At 46.2% G+C, this 20063-nt stretch carries 16 protein-coding genes; 15 read left to right on the forward strand and 1 reads right to left on the reverse strand.

Annotated elements, in window-relative coordinates:
- The first annotated feature begins 6 nt into the window (after positions 1-6).
- The 13 genes from ftsI (at position 7) to lpxC (ending at position 16060) form a co-directional block, all read left to right on the forward strand.
- Complete coding sequence (gene ftsI, locus OO184_RS06540) at positions 7-1773, forward strand: peptidoglycan DD-transpeptidase PBP3 (RefSeq protein WP_265378475.1); 1767 nt, start codon at positions 7-9, stop codon at positions 1771-1773.
- Positions 1760-3247, forward strand: a complete 1488-nt coding sequence (gene murE, locus OO184_RS06545) for a UDP-N-acetylmuramoyl-L-alanyl-D-glutamate--2,6-diaminopimelate ligase (RefSeq protein ID WP_265378476.1) — start codon at positions 1760-1762, stop codon at positions 3245-3247. The genes ftsI and murE overlap by 14 nt, the downstream gene beginning before the upstream one ends.
- Positions 3244-4623 carry a UDP-N-acetylmuramoyl-tripeptide--D-alanyl-D-alanine ligase gene (gene murF / locus OO184_RS06550; protein ID WP_265378477.1) on the forward strand — a complete coding sequence of 460 codons (1380 nt, stop codon included), beginning with the start codon at positions 3244-3246 and terminating at the stop codon, positions 4621-4623. Before murE ends, murF begins: the two co-directional genes overlap by 4 nt.
- Complete coding sequence (mraY, locus tag OO184_RS06555) at positions 4617-5699, forward strand: phospho-N-acetylmuramoyl-pentapeptide-transferase (RefSeq protein WP_265378478.1); 1083 nt, start codon at positions 4617-4619, stop codon at positions 5697-5699. The genes murF and mraY overlap by 7 nt, the downstream gene beginning before the upstream one ends.
- A 2-nt stretch (positions 5700-5701) precedes the next feature.
- A complete protein-coding gene (gene murD / locus OO184_RS06560; RefSeq protein ID WP_265378479.1) occupies positions 5702-7012 on the forward strand; it encodes a UDP-N-acetylmuramoyl-L-alanine--D-glutamate ligase in 1311 nt (436 codons plus the stop codon).
- Entirely contained in the window at positions 7012-8205 is a 1194-nt protein-coding gene (gene ftsW, locus OO184_RS06565; protein ID WP_265378480.1) for a cell division protein FtsW, read from the forward strand. The genes murD and ftsW overlap by 1 nt, the downstream gene beginning before the upstream one ends.
- Complete coding sequence (murG, locus tag OO184_RS06570) at positions 8202-9269, forward strand: undecaprenyldiphospho-muramoylpentapeptide beta-N-acetylglucosaminyltransferase (protein WP_265378481.1); 1068 nt, start codon at positions 8202-8204, stop codon at positions 9267-9269. Before ftsW ends, murG begins: the two co-directional genes overlap by 4 nt.
- Before the next feature lie 55 nt (positions 9270-9324).
- On the forward strand, positions 9325-10800 hold the full coding sequence (gene murC / locus OO184_RS06575; protein WP_265378537.1) for a UDP-N-acetylmuramate--L-alanine ligase: 1476 nt from the start codon (positions 9325-9327) through the stop codon (positions 10798-10800).
- Positions 10793-11713 (forward strand): D-alanine--D-alanine ligase, encoded by a 921-nt coding sequence (locus OO184_RS06580; protein WP_265378482.1) that lies wholly within the window; start codon positions 10793-10795, stop codon positions 11711-11713. The genes murC and OO184_RS06580 overlap by 8 nt, the downstream gene beginning before the upstream one ends.
- A 1-nt stretch (position 11714) precedes the next feature.
- Positions 11715-12521: a cell division protein FtsQ gene (gene ftsQ / locus OO184_RS06585; protein WP_088373324.1), complete on the forward strand. Its 807-nt coding sequence runs from the start codon at positions 11715-11717 to the stop codon at positions 12519-12521.
- A gap of 41 nt (positions 12522-12562) precedes the next feature.
- The gene (gene ftsA, locus OO184_RS06590) at positions 12563-13819 is read left to right on the forward strand and encodes a cell division protein FtsA (RefSeq protein ID WP_265378483.1); all 1257 of its coding nucleotides are present in this window, start codon (positions 12563-12565) and stop codon (positions 13817-13819) included.
- 64 nt (positions 13820-13883) lie between these two features.
- Entirely contained in the window at positions 13884-15044 is a 1161-nt protein-coding gene (ftsZ, locus tag OO184_RS06595; protein ID WP_265378484.1) for a cell division protein FtsZ, read from the forward strand.
- A gap of 98 nt (positions 15045-15142) precedes the next feature.
- Entirely contained in the window at positions 15143-16060 is a 918-nt protein-coding gene (lpxC, locus tag OO184_RS06600) for a UDP-3-O-acyl-N-acetylglucosamine deacetylase (protein WP_265378485.1), read from the forward strand.
- 95 nt (positions 16061-16155) lie between these two features.
- Here the strand turns inward: lpxC and OO184_RS06605 are convergent, their stop codons facing one another.
- Entirely contained in the window at positions 16156-16674 is a 519-nt protein-coding gene (locus tag OO184_RS06605; RefSeq protein WP_265378486.1) for a DUF721 domain-containing protein, read from the reverse strand.
- Between the two features lie 32 nt (positions 16675-16706).
- Here OO184_RS06605 and secM point away from each other — a divergent pair, with 32 nt between their 5' ends.
- Both secM and secA read left to right on the forward strand, forming a co-directional pair.
- Positions 16707-17231 (forward strand): secA translation cis-regulator SecM, encoded by a 525-nt coding sequence (gene secM / locus OO184_RS06610; protein WP_265378487.1) that lies wholly within the window; start codon positions 16707-16709, stop codon positions 17229-17231.
- A gap of 82 nt (positions 17232-17313) precedes the next feature.
- The gene (secA, locus tag OO184_RS06615) at positions 17314-20025 is read left to right on the forward strand and encodes a preprotein translocase subunit SecA (RefSeq protein WP_265378488.1); all 2712 of its coding nucleotides are present in this window, start codon (positions 17314-17316) and stop codon (positions 20023-20025) included.
- The last annotated feature ends 38 nt before the right edge of the window (positions 20026-20063 follow it).

The following is a 20063-nucleotide window of genomic DNA, read 5'->3' on the forward strand; positions in this document are numbered from 1 at the left end:
TAAGCGATGAAAGCAGCACGCTCCGTGAAATTAAAACGGCAAGAAGATAAAGCCAGTTTTGTTAGCTGGCGTTTCGCTTTGTTGTGCGGGGGGATTGCCGTGGCTTTAATTGGCTTATTGCTGAGAGTGACTTATTTGCAGGTCATCAACCCGGATCAACTGGTTAAAGAAGGTGATTTACGTTCCCTGCGTGTGCAATCAATCCCTACCGCTCGCGGTATGATCAGTGATCGTATGGGGCGACCTCTGGCTGTGAGCGTTCCAGTCAATGCTGTTTGGGCAGATCCGAAAGAGGTATTTGAAAAAGGGGGGATTACGGATGATACCCGTTGGAAAGCTTTATCTGATGCCATTAATTTGCCTCTTGAGCAACTTACCGACAAAGTTAGTGCTAATCCGAAAGGTCGTTTTGTTTATTTAGCGCGTCAGGTTAATCCATCGGTTGGCGATTACATTCATAAACTGAAATTGCCGGGGATTTATTTGCGCCAGGAATCCCGGCGTTATTACCCGTCAGGTCAGGTAACCGCACATATTATTGGCGTGACCAACGTTGATGGTCAGGGTATTGAAGGCGTAGAAAAAAGTTTTGATCGTTGGCTGACGGGTCAACCGGGTGAGCGGACTGTACGTAAAGACCGCTTTGGCCGTGTTATCGAAGATATTTCATCTGTTGATAGTCTGGCGGCGCACAATTTGGTATTGAGTATTGATGAGCGTTTACAGGCGCTAGTTTACCGCGAATTAACAAACGCGGTGGCCTTTAACAAAGCAGAATCCGGTACAGCAGTATTGGTAGATGTTAATACCGGAGAAGTGCTGGCAATGGCAAACAGCCCATCTTATAACCCAAATAATCGCATCAATACGCCAAAAGAAGTGATGCGTAACCGGGCTATCACCGATATTTTCGAGCCAGGTTCCACGGTTAAGCCGATGGTGGTAATGGCTGCGCTCAATGATGGTATTATCAAAGAAAATACGGTTATTAATACAGTACCTTTTAGGATAAGCGGCAAAGAAATTAGAGATGTATCCCGTTATTCGGAATTATCTATCACTGGCATTTTACAAAAATCGAGTAACGTCGGTGTTTCTAAGCTAGCGTTAGCGATGCCCGCGACAGAATTGGTGGATGTTTATTCACGCTTTGGGCTAGGAAAGGCGACCAATCTGGGGTTGGTTGGAGAAAGCAGTGGCTTATATCCAATCGGAAAACAACGGTGGTCAGATCTTGAGAGAGCGACCTTTTCTTACGGTTATGGGCTGATGGTAACACCATTACAGTTAGCGCGGGTCTATGCAACGATTGGTAGCTTGGGTATTTATCGTCCTCTGTCAATTACCAAAGTTGATCCACCTGTGCCGGGCACAAGAGTATTTCCTGAGCCTATCATGCGAACAGTCGTTCATATGATGGAAAGTGTGGCTTTGCCTGGCGGAGGTGGAGTACGGGCTGCGATAAAAGGTTATCGGATTGCAATCAAGACGGGTACAGCCAAGAAAGTCGGGCCGGATGGCAAATATGCTAATCGATATATCTCTTACGCCGCAGGTATTGCCCCTGCAAGTAACCCAAGATTTGCACTGGTTGTGGTCATTAATGATCCACTGACAGGTAAGTATTACGGTGGTGTGGTTTCTGCGCCGGTATTTGGTGCCATTATGGGGGGTGCTTTACGCATCATGAATGTGGAGCCGGATGCTTTGGCGGCAGGTGATAAAAACGAATTTGTGATTAATAAGAAAGAGGATACAGGTGGCAGATCGTAATCTACGCGATTTACTCGCGCCGTTGGGTATTGATGCCCCAGTGCGTGAGTTACGCGAAATGACATTAGACAGTCGTAAATCGTCTGCCGGAGATCTGTTTGTTGCGATTAAAGGGCACCAGACAGATGGTCGACACTACATTCCTCAAGCCATCGCACAAGGGGTTGCGGCGGTTATTGCAGAAGCCCAGGGCGAGGCTGATAACGGAACCGTACAAATTATGCATGGTGTTCCGGTTGTTTATGTGAACGATTTGAATAATAAGTTGTCACAGTTAACTGGTGAGTTTTACTGTCACCCTGGTGATAAATTGCGCTTGATTGGTGTCACTGGAACCAATGGTAAAACAACCACGACTCAATTACTTGCGCAGTGGAGCCACGGATTAGGCGAAACCAGCGCAGTGATGGGAACTGTTGGCAATGGTTTACTGGGGCGTGTGGCGCCAAGTGAAAATACTACAGGCTCTGCTGTTGATATCCAACTGGATTTGCAACAACTTGTTCAGCAAGGGGCGACTTTTGCAGCAATGGAAGTCTCTTCTCATGGGCTGGTCCAGGGGCGTGTGGCTGCGTTGCCGTTTGAGGCGGCAGTGTTTACCAATTTGAGCCGTGACCATCTTGATTACCACGGTGATATGGAACACTACGAAGCAGCTAAATGGCTGCTATTTTCCACTCATAATGTGAAGCAACAAATCATTAATGCTGATGATGAGATTGGATTGAAATGGTTATCCCATTTACCACAAGCGGTTGCTGTAACGATGGAAAACCGTCTGCCGGAAAATTGGCAGGGCCGTTGGTTGGCGGCGCATGAAATAAAGTATCACGATAAAGGGGCATCTATCACTTTCGAGTCCAGTTGGGGAGGCGGTACAATTGATAGTTCGCTAATGGGGGCATTTAATGTCAGCAACCTATTGTTGGCGCTTTCCACCCTATTGGTTCTGGATTATCCGCTGGAAAAACTGCTGGAAACAGCTTCCTGTTTGGAACCTGTCTGTGGGCGAATGGAAGTATTCACTGCACCGGGCAAACCCGTTGTCGTTGTTGATTATGCTCACACACCTGATGCGCTGGAAAAGGCTTTAATGGCTGCACGTTTGCATTGTCAAGGTAAGCTTTGGTGTGTTTTTGGTTGTGGCGGTGATCGTGATAAAGGTAAACGTCCATTGATGGGGGGCGTTGCAGAACAGTGGGCCGATTATGTGATTGTTACTGATGATAATCCGCGCAATGAAGAACCACAGGCAATTGTTGCTGATATTCTGACGGGGCTTCTTGATCCGGGGAGGGCGTTAGCAATTCATGGCCGTGTTGAAGCGGTAACCAACGCTATTATGCAGGCAAAAGCAGATGATGTTGTATTGATAGCGGGTAAGGGCCATGAAGATTATCAATTGGTAGGCCATCGTCGTCTGGATTACTCGGACCGGTTAACTGTTGCTCGGTTATTGGGGGTGATTGCATGATTTCCCTCACTTTGCAACAACTAGCACAAGTAACGAATGGCGTATTGAATCAGGTGACTGAACAGCAGGCAGCAAATATTTGTATCAGTGATGTGGCTACTGACAGCCGTCAGGTTGGAAATGGCAGTCTGTTTATTGCCTTGAAAGGTGAGCGTTTTGATGCCCATGATTTTTTTGCTGATGCAGTAAAAGCCGGTGCTGGCGCTTTGCTTGTCAGCCGTATGTTGGATGTTAACTTTCCACAGGTCGTGGTTAAAGATACTCGTTTAGCAATGGGTAAATTAGCGGGTTGGGTTCGCCAGCAGAGTAACGCTCGTGTCGTTGCGTTGACGGGATCGTCCGGCAAAACATCGGTGAAAGAGATGACTGCGGCGATTTTGCGCCAGTGTGGTAACACCCTCTATACCGCGGGTAACTTGAATAATGATATTGGCGTACCGCTGACATTGTTCAGACTGACGGAACAACATGAGTTTGCTGTGGTTGAATTAGGTGCAAGTCATGTTGGTGAAATCGCTTATACCGTAGAAATGGTTCGGCCAGAAACGGCATTAGTCAATAACCTGTTTGCCGCGCACTTATCGGATTTTGGTTCTCTTGCGAGTATTGCAAAAGCTAAAGGCGAAATTTTTACCGGCCTTCCAGAAAAAGGTACGGCCATTGTCAATATGGAAAGTAATGATTGGGCTCACTGGCAACAAGTTATTGGTGACAAAACAATTCAGCGTTTTTCCATGCAACAAGTATCAGGCGCTGATTTTTACGCTACGGATATTCAGGTTAAACAACTGACGACGGATTTTTGTCTGCACACGCCTATTGGTAGCACAGAAATCAACTTGCCGTTGCCTGGGAAACACAATGTCGCCAATGTGTTAGCTGCCAGTGCGTTGGCAATTTCTGTTGGTGCAACCTTACGAGATATTCGTCTGGGCTTGTCTGAGCTGAAAGCGGTACCGGGGCGGTTGTTTCCAATCAATTTGGCAGAAGGAAAATTGCTGCTTGATGACACGTATAACGCCAATGTTGGTTCAATGACCGTTGCCGTTCAGGTGTTATCACAGATGCCGGGTTACCGAGTGCTGGTTGTCGGCGATATAGGGGCATTAGGTGAACAGTCAGAAGATTACCATCGTCAAATTGGTGAAACCGCAGCTTCTTGCGGTATCGATAGCGTGTTCAGTGTCGGCAAATTAAGTATTCATGTTAGTGAGGCAAGCGGCTGTGGTCAGCATTTTGCGGATAAAGCCGCATTGATTGCAACATTGATTCCACTATTACAGCAACACAAAGTCATTTCAGTGCTAATTAAAGGTTCGCGCAATACCAAAATGGAAGATGTTGTTTACGCCTTACAGGAGAGCTTCACATGTTAGTTTGGCTGGCCGAATATTTGGTCAAATATCACACCGGCTTTCACGTCTTTTCTTACTTGACGTTTAGGGCTATCGTCAGCCTGCTGACTGCTTTGGCTATCGCATTGTGGATGGGGCCGCGCATGATTGCCTTCCTGCAAAAATTACAAATTGGGCAGGTTGTTCGCAACGATGGGCCGGAATCTCATTTTAGCAAGCGTGGTACGCCGACGATGGGTGGTTTGCTGATCTTACTTGCAATTACGATTTCTACATTGTTGTGGGTTCGCTTGAATAACCCTTATGTTTGGTGCGTGCTGATTGTGCTGATTGGTTACGGCATTGTTGGTTTTGTAGATGATTACCGCAAAGTTGTGCGCAAAGATACTAAGGGGTTGATTGCCCGCTGGAAGTATTTCTGGCAGTCCGTCTTGGCATTGGGTGTGGCGTTTGCCATGTATAGCGTCGGTAAAGATACGCCGGCAACGCAATTGGTCGTGCCATTCTTTAAAGATGTGATGCCGCAACTGGGTGTGCTTTACATTCTGTTGACCTACTTTGTGATTGTCGGAACCAGTAATGCAGTGAATCTGACGGACGGATTGGATGGTTTGGCAATTATGCCAACCGTTTTTGTTGCGGCGGGTTTTGCTTTGGTGGCATGGGCAACAGGTAACGTCAATTTTGCTAACTATCTACATATCCCTTATCTGAGCCATGCTGGCGAGCTGGTTATCGTCTGTACTGCGATTGTTGGCGCGGGGCTGGGTTTCTTATGGTTTAACACTTACCCGGCTCAGGTGTTCATGGGGGATGTGGGTTCTTTGGCATTAGGCGGCGCACTGGGGACGATTGCTGTGTTGTTACGCCAGGAGTTTCTATTGGTGATTATGGGCGGTGTATTTGTGGTAGAAACCCTGTCAGTTATTTTACAGGTGGGTTCTTTTAAACTGCGCGGGCAGCGTATTTTCCGTATGGCGCCTATTCACCATCACTATGAATTGAAAGGCTGGCCAGAACCGCGCGTTATTGTGCGTTTTTGGATTATTTCTCTGATGCTAGTGCTGATTGGGCTGGCAACATTGAAGGTACGTTAATCATGACGGATTATTTGGGTAAAAAAGTCGTCATTATCGGGTTGGGACTGACAGGTCTCTCCTGTGTTGACTTTTTTATGGCACGAGGCGTGATCCCTCGTGTGATGGATACTCGTGCGGTACCACCCGGCAAGGATAAACTGCCCGATGGTGTTGAGTGTCACAGTGGAAGCCTGAATATCGGTTGGTTGATGGATGCTGACTTGATTGTTGTAAGCCCAGGCGTTGCTTTGGCAACGGTGGAATTACAGGCTGCGGCTAATGCAGGTATTGAAATTGTTGGTGATATCGAGTTGTTTTGCCGTGAAGCAACAGCTCCAATTGTCGCAATTACGGGCTCTAATGGTAAAAGCACCGTTACCAGTCTTGTCGGTGAAATGGCGAGAGCGGCTAATTGGCAGGTGGGTGTTGGCGGTAATATTGGCCTACCTGCATTAGAATTGTTGAAGAAATCTTGTCAGCTTTATGTTTTAGAGCTCTCCAGTTTCCAGTTGGAAACCACATATAGCCTGAATGCAACAGCCGCCGCTGTGCTTAATGTGACTGAGGATCATATGGATCGCTATCCTCAAGGAGTATCTCAGTACCGGGCGGCTAAACTTAGGATTTATCGCCAGGCGAAAAGATGCATTGTGAACGCTCAGGATCTTCTGACACTGCCTGAAACGGGTATGGACAGCCGTTGTGTTAGCTTTGGTGTCGATTGTGGCGACTATCAGCTTGATAGTGAAAACGCCTGTTTGAAAGTTCACAACCAATCACTACTGGCGACAAATGAAATTAAGCTGACTGGACGACATAACTACGTCAATGGATTGGTTGCATTGGCTTTAGCTGATGCGGTTGGTATTCCTCGTGAAGCCAGTTTGACAGCATTGACGGTTTATCCGGGGCTTGACCATCGTTTCCAACTTGTTCATTTGAACAACGGAGTGCGTTGGATTAACGATTCTAAGGCAACCAATGTTGGCAGTACGGTGGCGGCGCTTAATGGTCTGACCTTGGAAGGCACGCTTTATTTGCTGTTAGGTGGTGATGGTAAGTCGGCAGACTTTTCTCCGCTCAAGCCTTTCCTTTGTGGGGATAAAATTCGGTTTTATTGCTTTGGCCGGGATGGGAAACGACTGGCGCAACTACGCCCGGAAATAGCGACATTAACTGAAACTATGGAACAGGCGATACGTGATATCGCTCCGCGGCTGGTGGCGGGTGACATGGTGCTGTTATCTCCTGCTTGTGCAAGCCTTGATCAGTTCCGCAATTTTGAACAGCGTGGTCATGAGTTTGCTCGTTTGGCAGAGGAGTTGGGCTGATGTCTATTCCGGGATTCAGTAGATTAAAAGACTGGGTTATTGGCGGCCGTGAAACTGATGCTGCCAATATGGTGTTGTATGATCGCACACTGGTTTGGCTGACGCTCGGATTGGGAATTATCGGCTTTGTTATGGTGACATCAGCATCAATGCCGGTCGGGCAGCGTCTTGCAGAAGATCCGTTTCTGTTTGCTAAGCGTGATGCGATTTATCTCTTGCTGGCTTTCGGATTGTCATTGATCACACTGCGTATCCCGATGGATTTCTGGCAACGTTATAGCAATCTGATGCTGCTTACTTCCGTTATTTTGTTGTTGGTTGTCTTGGTGGTGGGAAATTCAGTAAATGGCGCATCGCGTTGGATTGCCATTGGGCCTTTGAGAATTCAACCTGCTGAGTTATCGAAACTTTCTCTATTTTGTTATCTCGCCAGCTATTTGGTGCGCAAAGTAGAGGAAGTGCGGAATAACTTTTGGGGGTTTTGTAAGCCAATGGGTGTGATGGTCGTGCTAGCGGTATTACTTCTGGCTCAACCTGACTTAGGAACGGTGGTTGTACTGTTTGTCACAACGTTGGCAATGCTATTTCTGGCCGGGGCGAAGTTATGGCAATTTCTAGCGATTATTGGTTCGGGAATATTCGCGGTGGTTTTGTTAATCATTGCTGAACCTTACCGTATACGCCGTGTGACTTCTTTTCTGGATCCTTGGGAAGATCCATATGGTAAAGGTTATCAATTAACGCAATCTTTGATGGCTTTTGGTCGTGGGGAATTTTTGGGGCAAGGACTAGGAAATTCAGTACAGAAACTAGAATACCTGCCGGAAGCGCATACTGACTTTATTTTCTCTGTTTTGGCAGAAGAATTAGGTTACGTAGGTGTGGTTTTGGTGTTGTTAATGATATTCTTCGTCGCTTTTCGCGCAATGACGATAGGTCGTCGCGCATTACAGATGGATCAGCGTTTTTCGGGTTTTCTCGCTTGTTCGGTGGGTATCTGGTTTAGTTTCCAGGCTCTGGTTAACGTTGGGGCCGCCGCAGGTATGTTACCGACTAAAGGTTTGACTTTACCTTTGATTAGTTACGGTGGTTCAAGTTTGCTGATTATGTCGACAGCTATCGTATTGCTATTAAGAATTGATTTTGAAACACGCTTGGCAAAAGCTCAGGCGTTTGTAAGGAGCCCCCGATGAGTGGCAAAACCCGGCGTTTGATGGTGATGGCAGGTGGAACCGGAGGACATGTCTTCCCAGGGTTGGCTGTCGCTCATCATTTAAAAGACCAGGGCTGGGACGTTCTCTGGTTGGGAACAGCGGATCGTATGGAAGCCGATTTAGTACCGAAACATGGCATTGACATTGAATTTATTCAGATTTCTGGCCTGCGAGGTAAAGGGATCAAAGCATTGTTAGCTGCTCCGGTCCGAATTTTCAAAGCAATCTGTCAGGCAAAGGCGATTATACGTCGCTATCAACCAGATGTCGTGCTGGGCATGGGGGGATATGTTTCTGGTCCCGGCGGTATTGCTGCGTGGATGTGCGGTATTCCGGTTGTATTGCATGAACAGAATGGTATTGCCGGCCTGACAAACAGATGGCTGGCTAAAATTGCTACGACTGTTTTACAAGCATTTCCCGGCGCATTTCCAAAAGCGCCCGTTGTTGGCAACCCTGTCCGCGCAGATATGTTGGCGCTGCCTATGCCTAAACAACGTTTAACAGGGCGTGAAGGTCCGATTCGGATTCTGGTTGTTGGCGGCAGTCAGGGGGCGAGAGTTCTTAACCAGACAATGCCTGAAATTGCTGCCCGTATGGGTGATAAAATTACGCTTTGGCATCAGACAGGCAAAGGGGCGAAAGAAAGTGTTCAGAATGCCTACAACAACTCAGTTAAATGTGAACATAAGATTACTGAATTTATTGACGATATGGCACAAGCTTATGCCTGGGCTGATGTGGTGATTTGTCGTTCTGGCGCGTTGACGGTTAGTGAAGTGTCTGTTGCGGGATTACCTGCGATTTTTGTGCCATTTCAGCATAAAGATCGTCAGCAATACTGGAATGCGTTACCTCTAGAAAAGGTTGGCGCAGCAAAAATACTGGAGCAACCCCAATTTACGGTTGATGCAATAATCGAATTGTTAACTCAGTGGCAACGGCCGCAATTGTTGGAAATGGCGGAAAAAGCCCGTTCAGCAGCAATTGTTGATGCAACTGAGCGAGTATCGGCGGCATTAATCGATGCGGCGAAAAAATGATTTAGATCGCCTTAAAAAGGGCGGTGAAGCAAACATATATAGTGAAGAAGAAAACGTGAATACACAGCAACTGGCGAAATTAAGAGCTTTCGTGCCTGAGATGAGAAAAGTCAGGCATATCCACTTTGTTGGCATTGGAGGTGCTGGCATGGGGGGGATCGCCGAAGTGTTAGCTAATGAAGGTTATCAGATTAGTGGATCTGATTTAGCGCCAAACCCGGTAACTCGGCAACTGACTAAGTTGGGTGCTCAGATTTACTTTAACCATCGTCCTGAAAATATACTGGATGCCAGTGTTGTTGTGGCTTCAAGCGCAATCTTGGCGGATAACCCGGAAATTGTTGCTGCTCGTGAGGCCCGAATTCCGGTTATTCGCAGAGCAGAGATGTTGGCAGAACTCATGCGCTACCGTCATGGTATCGCTATTGCCGGGACTCACGGTAAAACAACCACAACGGCGATGATTTCTAGCATCTATGCACAGGCTGGTTTAGATCCCACTTTTGTTAATGGTGGTTTAGTTAAAGCAGCAGGAACACATGCTCGTCTTGGCAGTAGCCGTTATTTAATTGCGGAAGCTGACGAAAGTGATGCCTCTTTCTTGCATTTGCAGCCAATGGTGGCGGTCATTACGAATATCGAAGCAGACCATATGGATACCTATCATGGTGACTTCGAAAACTTGAAACAGACTTTTATTAACTTTTTGCACAACTTACCTTTCTATGGGCGTGCAGTTATGTGCCTTGATGATCCGGTTGTCAAAGAGTTAATCCCTCGTGTGGGGCGCTATATCACGACGTATGGTTTTAGTGAAGAAGCAGATGTCCGTATTACCCATTATGAGCAAAAGGGCGCTCAGGGATATTTTACTGTCAGCCGTCAAGATATGGCGGATCTGAAAGTCGTATTGAATGCGCCAGGTCGCCATAATGCGCTGAATGCAGCGGCGGCAGTAGCCGTTGCGACTGAGGAAGGGATTTCTGGCAGTGATATTTTGGCTGCATTGGCTGGTTTTCAGGGAACTGGTCGCCGTTTTGATTTTTTGGGCAATTTCTCTCTGGAACACGTTAACGGCAAAGGTGGCAGTGCAATGTTGGTTGATGATTACGGTCATCATCCAACGGAAGTGGATGCAACGATTAAAGCCGCTCGTGCAGGCTGGCCGGATAAACGTATTGTGATGATATTTCAACCTCATCGTTATACCCGAACCCGTGATTTGTACGATGATTTTGCCAATGTATTGAATCAGGTAGATGTATTGCTGATGCTGGATGTTTACTCGGCGGGTGAAGCGGTTATTCCGGGGGCGGATAGTCGTTCGTTGTGCCGTACTATCCGTAGCCGCGGTAAGTTAGATCCGATTTTAGTATCTGATTCAGCAAAGGTAACCACTGTGTTGGCACAGGTGCTGGATGGTAATGATTTAGTTCTGGTTCAAGGGGCCGGCAATATAGGCAAAATAGCGCGTAATCTGGCTGAAACAAAATTACAGCCATCTTTGAATGAGGAAAAACGCAATGGCTGAGAAAGTCGCGGTACTGTTGGGGGGAACTTCCGCTGAGCGTGAAGTTTCGCTGTTATCGGGACACGCCGTGTTGGCTGGATTGAGAGAAGCAGGTATTGATGCACATCCAGTTGATACAAAAGATTTTTCTGTAACTCAACTTAAAGAGGCCGGATTTGAGAAAGTCTTTATCGCGCTTCATGGGCGTGGTGGGGAAGATGGTACTTTGCAAGGTGTATTAGAGTTTTTGCAGTTACCCTATACCGGTAGCGGCGTGATGGCCTCTGCACTGTCAATGGACAAATTGCGCACAAAACAGTTATGGCAAGGGATTGGATTGACTGTTTCGCCATATGTTGCAATGAATTCTCAGCAATTTGAACGATTGACGGATTTTCAACTCCAAGAATATGTAGCAGATTTAGGTCTGCCATTAATTGTTAAGCCAAGTCTGGAAGGTTCCAGTGTTGGTATGACTAAGGTTAATGAGATTTCGGAGTTGCGTAGCGCATTAGAGATAGCGTTTCGTTATGACGTTGATTTGCTGATAGAAAAATGGTTGTACGGCCCGGAATACACGGTAGCCATCCTTGGTGATACGGCTTTACCTTCTATTCGTATTCAACCCGCTGCTATTTTTTATGACTATGAGGCAAAATATCTGTCTGAAGAAACACAGTATTTTTGTCCAAGCGGATTAAGTGATGAAAAAGAGCAGCAATTGGTAGAACTGGCGCTTAAAGCTTATCAATCAGTGGGATGTAGTGGTTGGGGACGGGTAGATGTCATGATGGATACTGATGGTGGTTTCTATCTATTGGAAGTGAATACATCGCCAGGGATGACCAGTCACAGCTTGGTGCCGATGGCTGCGCGTCAGGCTGGATTAAGTTTTTCACAGTTGGTGGTAAAGATTCTGGAGTTGGCTGATTGATATGTCTCAAGCGGCCCTGAAAGTAAGGGGGCGGGATAATGAAAATAGCAGTTCCCGTCCTAGTAACGGCTCTTACCTGGCAGGGCTTATTTTCTTCCTGATGGTAATTGGGACCATTATTTGGGGAGGTTGGGCAGTTCTTAACTGGATGAAAGATGCTAACAGATTGCCTATATCAAAACTGGTGGTAACGGGTGAGCGTCACTACACTACCAACGATGATATCCGGCAGGCAATTTTATCATTAGGGCAACCGGGAACTTTTATGACGCAGGATGTGAATATCATTCAGCAGCAAATTGAACGGATGCCGTGGATAAGGCAAGTCACTGTCCGTAAACAGTGGCCTGATGAACTGAGAATTCATCTGGTAGAATATGTCCCTTATGTGCGCTGGAATGAAACACAGATGCTGGATGCCGAAGGTCAAGTATTCAGCATTCCGCCTGAATGGGGAGCTAAAGGATATTTCCCGATGCTTTATGGCCCACAAGGCAGTGAAAAAGAAGTACTTGATGGTTACCGAGCTATGGCTAAACTTCTCGCCGCCAATAAACTGAAATTAAAAGCGGCGGCAATGACTGCGCGTCGTTCCTGGCAATTGACGCTGGATAATGGTGTCCAGCTAAAGCTGGGAAGAATGGATACAACAGGCCGTATTAAACGTTTTATCGAGCTTTATCCGCTGTTACAGCAGAACACAGAGAAAAGGGTAGATTACGTGGATTTGCGTTATGACAGTGGTGCCGCGGTAGGTTGGGCGCCTTTACCAATTGGTGATCCTAATGTTCCGGCCAAAGGGCAATAAACAATTACTGGCAATAATTATATGAGGCAGGCAGAACAACGATGATCAAATCGACGGACAGAAAATTAGTAGTTGGCCTAGAGATTGGCACAGCAAAGGTATCTGCCCTTGTTGGTGAAATTCTGCCCGATGGTATGGTTAATATTATCGGGGTGGGAAGCTGTCCATCCCGCGGTATGGATAAAGGCGGTGTAAACGACCTGGAGTCGGTTGTTAAATGTGTACAGCGGGCTATCGATCAGGCTGAATTGATGGCAGATTGTCAAATTTCTTCTGTTTATCTGGCGTTATCTGGAAAACACATCAGTTGTCAGAATGAAATCGGGATGGTTCCTATTTCCGAAGAGGAAGTCACTCAGGAAGATGTAGACAATGTTGTTCATACTGCCAAATCAGTTCGTGTACGTGATGAATACCGAATACTACATGTTATTCCGCAAGAATATGCTATCGATTATCAGGAAGGCATTAAGAATCCGGTAGGGCTTTCCGGTGTGCGCATGCAGGCGAAAGTTCACTTGATTACCTGTCATAATGATATGGCGAAAAATATTGCAAAAGCCGTTGAACGCTGTGGTTTGAAAGTCGACCAGCTTATTTTTTCCGGGTTGGCTGCCAGCTATGCTGTTTTGACCGAAGACGAGCGTGAATTGGGCGTTTGCGTGGTAGATATTGGCGGAGGGACGATGGATATTGCGGTGTATACCGGCGGAGCGCTGCGTCATACCAAAGTTATCCCTTATGCCGGCAACGTTGTTACCAGTGATATTGCTTATGCCTTTGGTACGCCGCCAAGCGATGCAGAAACGATAAAGGTACGCCACGGTTGTGCGCTGGGTTCGTTAGTCAGCAAAGATGAAAGTGTGGAGGTACCCAGTGTCGGTGGACGTCCACCACGTAGCTTACAGCGTCAGACGTTGGCTGAGGTCATTGAGCCGCGTTACATCGAATTACTGAATTTAGTGAATGATGAAATCTTGCGATTGCAGGAACGGTTGCGCCAGCAGGGGGTTAAACACCACTTGGCTGCGGGTATTGTCTTGACTGGTGGTGGCGCTCAGATTGATGGTTTGGCTGAATGTGCTCAGCGTGTGTTCCATGCTCAGGTGCGTATTGGTCAACCTCTTAATATTACTGGCCTGACGGACTATGCGCAGGAACCCTATTATTCAACAGCAGTGGGGTTGCTGCATTACGGGAAAGCCTCTCATCTTAATGGTGATGCGGATATTGAAAAACATGCTTCAGTGAGTCGCTGGTTTAAGAGAGTCAGTAGCTGGCTGAAAAAAGAGTTTTAATTTTATACAGAGGCTGCATCTTCTTTTAGCCTCGATATAAAGGCACAAAGCGGAGAGAAACTATATGTTTGAACCAATAGAATTAACCAATGACGCGGTGATTAAGGTCATCGGCGTCGGCGGTGGCGGCGGTAACGCTGTTGAGCACATGGTGCGTGAACGCATCGAAGGTGTTGAATTCTTTGCAGTAAACACGGATGCTCAGGCATTGCGTAAAACGGCTGTCGGCCAGACTATCCAGATTGGTAATGGTATTACCAAAGGTTTGGGCGCTGGGGCAAACCCGGAAGTGGGTCGTACTGCTGCTCAAGAAGATCGGGATGCATTGCGCACTGCGCTTGATGGTGCGGATATGGTATTTATCGCTGCCGGTATGGGTGGTGGTACTGGTACTGGCGCAGCGCCTGTGGTAGCTGAAATTGCAAAAGAGCTTGGGATTTTGACAGTTGCTGTGGTGACTAAGCCTTTCAATTTCGAAGGTAAAAAACGCATGGCGTTTGCCGAACAAGGGATCACTGAATTATCCAAACATGTAGATTCATTGATTACTATCCCTAACGACAAACTGTTGAAAGTGCTTGGCCGCGGCATTTCATTACTGGATGCTTTCGGCGCAGCTAATGACGTTTTGAAAGGCGCGGTTCAGGGTATCGCTGAACTGATCACGCGTCCAGGCCTGATGAATGTTGACTTTGCTGACGTGCGTACCGTGATGTCCGAAATGGGCTACGCTATGATGGGTTCTGGTATTGCACAGGGTGAAGATCGTGCAGAAGAGGCCGCTGAGATGGCGATTTCCAGTCCATTGCTGGAAGATATCGACTTGTCAGGCGCTCGTGGTGTTTTGGTTAACATTACTGCTGGCTTTGATCTGCGTTTGGATGAGTTCGAAACAGTGGGTAACACGATCCGCGCATTTGCATCTGATAATGCAACTGTCGTGATTGGTACCTCTCTGGACCCAGACATGAACGATGAGTTGCGTGTGACTGTGGTTGCCACCGGTATTGGTATGGATAAACGTCCTGAAATTACGTTGGTTACCAATAAGTCTTCTCAGTCAAGTGTAATGGAACACCGTCATCAGCAAATGTCTAGCGGTATGTCTTCATTGTCCGAGGAAAATAAACCAGCAGCAAAAGTGGTGAATGACCAAAGCGTACAAACTAGCAAGGAGCCCGATTATTTGGATATTCCTGCATTTTTGCGTAAACAGGCCGATTAATAGCTAAAAAATTGGATTCTCCGCTTTTTGTGCTAAACTTGCCCGCCAACCATAGTGTATAGTGGTTGGCAGGATGGATAACATTGCGAGATAAAACGATGATCAAACAAAGGACACTTAAACGTATTGTTCAGGCGACTGGCGTCGGTTTACACACCGGTAAAAAAGTCACGCTGACAATGCGCCCAGCACCGGCTAATACCGGGGTCATCTATCGCCGCACTGACTTGAATCCACCGGTTGATTTTCCGGCAGATGCAAAATCCGTGCGTGATACTATGCTCTGTACTTGCCTGGTAAATGAGCATGACGTGCGAATCTCAACGGTTGAGCATCTGAATGCAGCACTTGCGGGGTTAGGTATCGATAATATTATTATCGAAGTTGACGCGCCAGAAATTCCTATTATGGATGGTAGCGCTAGCCCGTTTGTTTTCCTGCTGCTGGATGCGGGCATCGAAGAGCTGAACACGGCTAAAAAATTCCTGCGTATTAAGGAAACTGTACGTGTGGAAGAGGGTGATAAGTGGGCAGAGATGACACCTTATAATGGTTTCAGTCTGGATTTCACTATTGATTTCAATCACCCTGCAATTGATTCAAGCTCTCAACGTTACTGCATGGACTTCTCGGCAGAAGCGTTTGTTCGTCAAATCAGTCGTGCACGTACATTTGGCTTTATGCGTGATATTGAGTACTTACAATCTAAAGGCTTATGTTTAGGCGGTAGCTTTGATTGTGCGATTGTTGTTGATGACTATCGTGTGCTTAATGAAGATGGTTTGCGTTTTGAAGACGAATTTGTCCGCCATAAAATGCTGGATGCAATTGGCGATCTGTTTATGTGTGGCTATAACATCATTGGCGCATTTACTGCGTTCAAATCTGGTCATGCGTTGAACAATAAACTGTTGCAGGCAGTTCTGGCGCAAGAAAGCGCATGGGAACTGATCACTTTCGAAGATGAAGCTGAAATGCCATTGGCTTTTCTTGCTCCATCAACTGTAATGGCATAACTCTCTCATGTGCTGAGAATAATTCAATGATATATCAGTGAGTTATGTTATCAGTGGTATTGTTCTCGCTGATGTTTTTTACTCAGCGTTAGCGCTTATTTTTTAGCTGTACTGGCACTCTCTCCGGCCAGTGCAGCTAATCGCTCTAATCTTTCCTTCAGCTTTTTTGGACTACGGTTCGCTAGCACTATTAATTCTTTCGCACTCTCTTGACTTAACTGACGCGTCGGTAACGTTTTGTGATCATTGCTCATCGTTTTTGCGAAGCTCTGCGCACTATTGCCATGCTTAATCATAAGTGATGGGTTAATCCTGATGTCGATAGATGACAATGATGGTAGAATTCCGCTTCTTAGTGTAGAAAGCAGCGTTGGCAGCTCGTAACGTAATCTGGTCATCCAACTGGCGTTTCCTGCTTCCAGTACCAGAATTTGTTTGCGATAATTAGCGACCCGACACCACGGATGTAATTGTGCGGGAAGCAAGCTAATAACGGCACGGTTAAGTTTTAACAAAGCGACGGCACGTTGCTGGATAACATGAAGCGGGCTTTTCTCAACGGCAGCGGCGTCTTCAAAAAGAACATCTAATGATTGTGGGCGGCTATCGCGCATAATAAAAGTAGCTCCGGTATGATGAAGGATTAATGGGTATTCTAAATCTTTGGCGACAATTTGGCAGACGTTATTTCTGGTCACATCTATTATTAGGGGTGGTTGCGGCAAGTATTGGCGTTCCTACCATTGCAGCGGGTGTTACCGATAATATTTCACAAGCGAATACCTCGCCTAGCCAAAGTTGGCAAAATCAGGCTTTATCAGCTTTTGATAATCTATTCTCATTGCAGAATGTTCAACACCAGCCGGCTAATGGTATTAATTACTGGCAACAACATGCTGTACGCAATGTGATCAGGCAACTTTCTTTTGTTTTTTCTATTTCCCAACCTGTGAGCGATGAAACAGCAAAACAAAGTATCCGGTTAAGCTCTTCTAGTATTCAGCAGCTTGTGCTAGAAACCCTGAATGCACTATTAACTCAGGAACCTAAGCCGCCTGAACCAGTTTCAGATATACCTTTCCTGAATGTTTCATCACAATCTTCTTATACTCCGACGTTTTGGATTGCTAAAGCCCAAGGTATCCGCGCAGGTCCTACTGCCTACCTCTGAATCTTCGTTTTTTTACAAATTCCGAAATAAATAACTATTTGCTGGCTGCGAGATAACGGCCTTATCTGAGATGTAATTAACTATGCTGATTAAATTATTAACAAAGGTTTTTGGTAGTCGTAATGACCGTACACTGCGTCGTATGCGTAAAGTTGTTGATGTGATCAACCGCATGGAGCCAGAGTTTGAAAAATTGTCTGATGACGAATTGAAGGGTAAAACAGCCGAATTTCGTGCCCGTTTGGAAAAGGGGGAATCGCTGCAAAATTTGTTACCTGAAGCATTTGCAACAGTACGTGAAGCAAGTAAGCGCGTATTTGCTATGCGTCATTTCGACGTTCAGTTACTGGGGGGAATGGTTCTAAATGAACGTTGTATTGCTGAAATGCGTACTGGTGAAGGTAAAACATTGACAGCGACTTTGCCGGCTTATTTGAATGCATTAACTGGGCGTGGTGTTCACGTAGTCACAGTGAATGATTATCTGGCACAACGCGACGCTGAAAATAACCGCCCATTGTTTGAATTTCTGGGATTGAGTGTTGGTATTAACCTGCCAGGTATGCCGGCTCCCGTTAAACGCCAGGCATATGCCGCAGATATTACCTATGGTACTAACAACGAATATGGCTTTGACTATCTTCGTGACAACATGGCATTTAGTCCTGAAGAGCGTGTTCAGCGCAAACTACATTATGCGCTAGTGGATGAAGTTGACTCCATTCTGATTGACGAAGCGCGGACGCCATTGATTATCTCTGGTCCCGCTGAAGATAGTTCTGAACTTTATATCAAAGTTAATAAGTTGATCCCTAAATTGATTCGTCAGGAAAAAGACGACTCAGAGACTTTCCAGGGAGAAGGCCACTTTTCTGTCGACGAAAAGTCCCGTCAGGTTAACTTGACGGAACGTGGTTTGGTTTTAATTGAGCAATTGCTGGCGGAAGCCAAATTGATGGAAGAGGGTGAATCCCTATATTCACCAACCAATATCATGTTAATGCACCATGTTACGGCTGCGTTACGTGCTCATGCGCTGTTTACCCGTGATGTTGATTATATTGTGAAAGATGGTGAAGTCATTATTGTTGATGAGCATACTGGTCGTACCATGCAGGGGCGTCGCTGGTCTGATGGATTGCATCAGGCTGTTGAAGCTAAGGAAGGAGTAGAAATTCAGAATGAAAACCAAACCTTGGCTTCTATCACTTTCCAAAACTACTTCCGGTTGTATGAAAAACTGGCGGGTATGACTGGTACAGCAGATACCGAAGCATTTGAGTTTAGCTCTATTTATAAGCTCGATACCATTGTGGTGCCGACAAACCGCCCAATGATCCGTAATGATTTGCCGGATTTGGTTTATATGACCGAAGCTGAAAAAATTGAAGCTATCATTGAAGATATCCGCGAACGTACCGATAAAGGGCAGCCTATATTGGTGGGAACTATTTCTATTGAAAAATCTGAACTGGTTTCCCGTGAACTGACTAAAGCGGGTATCGAGCACAACGTACTTAACGCCAAATTTCATGCAATGGAAGCAGATATTATTGCTCAGGCTGGTCAAGTAAGCGCGGTAACCATTGCGACTAACATGGCTGGTCGTGGTACGGATATTGTGCTAGGAGGTAGTTGGCAGGCAGAAATTGCTAAATTGGTAGAGCCAACAGAAGCTCAGATTGAAGGGATTAAAGTTGCATGGCAGGAACGTCATGATAGGGTTCTGGCCGCAGGTGGTTTGCATATTATCGGTACGGAACGTCATGAATCTCGTCGTATTGATAATCAGTTACGTGGGCGCTCTGGTCGTCAAGGGGATGCGGGATCGTCCCGTTTCTATTTATCAATGGAAGACTCGCTGATGCGTATTTTTGCCTCTGATCGTGTCACAGGCATGATGCGTAAATTGGGTATGAAACCGGGTGAGGCGATTGAACATCCGTGGGTGACTAAAGCCATTGCCAATGCTCAACGTAAAGTAGAGAGCCGTAACTTCGATATACGTAAGCAATTGCTAGAGTACGATGATGTTGCTAACGATCAGCGCCGCGCTATTTATGCTCAGCGTAACGATTTGCTGGATGTGAGAGATGTTAGTGAAACCATTGGTAGCATTCGTGAAGATGTATTTAAAGCAACCATTGATGCTTATATTCCCCCTCAATCTCTAGAGGAGATGTGGGATGTGGAAGGTTTGCAGCAACGTTTAGCGGCTGATTTCGATTTAGAGCTGCCGATCAAAGAGTGGTTGGACAAAGAGCCTGAACTACATGAAGAGACGTTGCGTGAGCGTATTCTTGAACAGGCTGTTGAAGTTTATAAACGTAAAGAAGAGGTTGTCGGCGTTGAAATGATGCGTAACTTCGAAAAAGGTATCATGTTGCAGACTCTGGATATGTTGTGGAAAGAGCATCTGGCAGCAATGGATTACCTACGCCAGGGTATCCATCTACGTGGTTATGCTCAGAAAGATCCAAAACAGGAATATAAACGTGAATCTTTCGCTATGTTTGCCAACATGTTGGAATCGCTGAAATACGAAGTGATTAGTACATTGAGCAAAGTTCAAGTGAGATTGCCGGAAGAAGTCGAGGCATTAGAGCAACAGCGCCGGGCAGAAGCTGAACGCTTGGCAAGACAACAGCAATTAAGCCATGAAGTTGAAAAAGGCGCATTGATGTCTACAACAGAAGCTCAGATTGCTAGTGGAGCTCGTAAAGTGGGCCGTAATGATCCTTGTCCTTGTGGATCGGGTAAAAAATATAAACATTGTCACGGGCGCTTGCAGTAATGATAAAAAGGCGGGAAACCGCCTTTTTACTGTTAGTT

It is taken from the genome of Photorhabdus aballayi (assembly GCF_026153155.1).
In the GTDB taxonomy this organism is placed as follows: Bacteria; Pseudomonadota; Gammaproteobacteria; order Enterobacterales; family Enterobacteriaceae; genus Photorhabdus; species Photorhabdus luminescens.